Here is a 1,201-nt window from a genome sequence, read left to right as displayed (position 1 = left end):
TCACTCGTCGTCGAGTCCGGGTACTGCGGGGGAGCCTTGCCGACCTTGCTGACGGTCCTCGGGTAATTGGCATCGGGCTGCGCCTGCCTTGTTCCAATAACTTCAACGCGGAAGCGCCACTCGTCACCTAGTCGTACAAGAAGGTCATTGCCGAGCCCAGCTTCTGGAAGGCCGCGATGACGCGTGTGCCTGTCACGCTGCGAAAGCCGCTCCCCTCTATGTCGGCGAAGAGCTCGAACCGCTGCGGCGAGTCGAACAGCTTTCCCGTCAGCTTTGAATAGAAGCCGTAGGCGTGGTCCATGTCGAAGCCAAATGCCGCTACGATGGCTTCGGCCAGATCCGCTAGGGTGCTCGAACTCGACACCTCGATGTCCCGATAAAGCCGTGCCCGAAGAGAGGCTCGGAAGATCAAGGTCGCGGGCTCAGTCATGGCGGATTTCAGGCGCTGACGGTTTGAAGGATGATTTTGAAGGGGTTCGTGCCCGGCGCGAGACGAGCCGTGTCGACGACGGTTCGAATGTCGGCTTCGCCATGGGCGGCCCACATGGCGCGATAGGCGTTAGTGATCTTCCGTTGAACGACGGCGGGTCTGAGGGCGCGTTCGCAGGCGTTGTTCGTCGCATCGACCATTCCTGGCCATTGGGCAAAGGTCAAAAGTTGATCGCGAGCTCGCCTGAACTTGTTTTGGATGTCGCGGGCCAGATCGCACGACGTTGTGGTGGCAAGGATATCGTTCAGACTTCGCTCCAGGGCGCGGCGTTTGCCGGCGATGGTCGAGGCGGCGAAGGTTTCGACACCGTCGGCTAGGGCGAAGGCCCTTTGCAGCCAACGCTTGAGCCGTGAGGGCAGCATGTCCTCACTTGCCTCGTCCGCATAGGCGACGTCGCGGGCGAGATGCGCCAGGCAGGTCTGATGCGCATTTGCGTGCCCTTGTTGCGCGGCATAGCGATCGGAACACCAGACGTCGGGCCGATGGCCGTCCATCAGGGTCCGGACCACGACGGCGCCGCGCGTTGGCGCCGCTCGATGAACAACCGCTTCGGGGCAGCGAAACACCCAGTGGTAGGCGTTGCTTCCTTCGATCCGCACGCCGGTCTCATCGGAGGCGATGACCTTGGCCCGGCGCAACGCCGCGACGGCCTTGTCGCACTCGGCCGCGAAGGCGCCCTGCGCACGGCGCAACATGTTCATCAGTCCGCCC

The 1,201-nt window shown here is 62.9% G+C and carries 2 protein-coding genes; both read right to left on the bottom strand.

Features of this window, described 5'->3' with window-relative positions; all coding sequences use genetic code 11:
- Positions 1-127 precede the first annotated feature (127 nt).
- Positions 128-430, bottom strand: a complete 303-nt coding sequence (locus NKJ37_RS31910; RefSeq protein WP_352776443.1) for an IS1096 element passenger TnpR family protein — start codon at positions 428-430, stop codon at positions 128-130.
- Positions 431-438: 8 nt separating this feature from the next.
- A partial coding sequence (locus tag NKJ37_RS31905) for an IS66 family transposase (RefSeq protein WP_352776441.1) occupies positions 439-1,201 on the bottom strand: 763 nt, incomplete at its 5' end.

The sequence above is a fragment of the Mesorhizobium sp. M0140 genome, from assembly GCF_040322475.1.
Classification (GTDB): domain Bacteria; phylum Pseudomonadota; class Alphaproteobacteria; order Rhizobiales; family Rhizobiaceae; genus Mesorhizobium.
Note: the sequence above shows the minus strand (reverse complement) of the source record. Positions and strands in the feature narration are given on the sequence as shown.

Bases quoted from the DNA above. Each gene is read 5' to 3' on its own strand.
- NKJ37_RS31910 (WP_352776443.1), bottom strand. From the start codon at position 430: ATGACTGAGCCCGCGACCTTGATCTTCCGAGCCTCTCTTCGGGCACGG.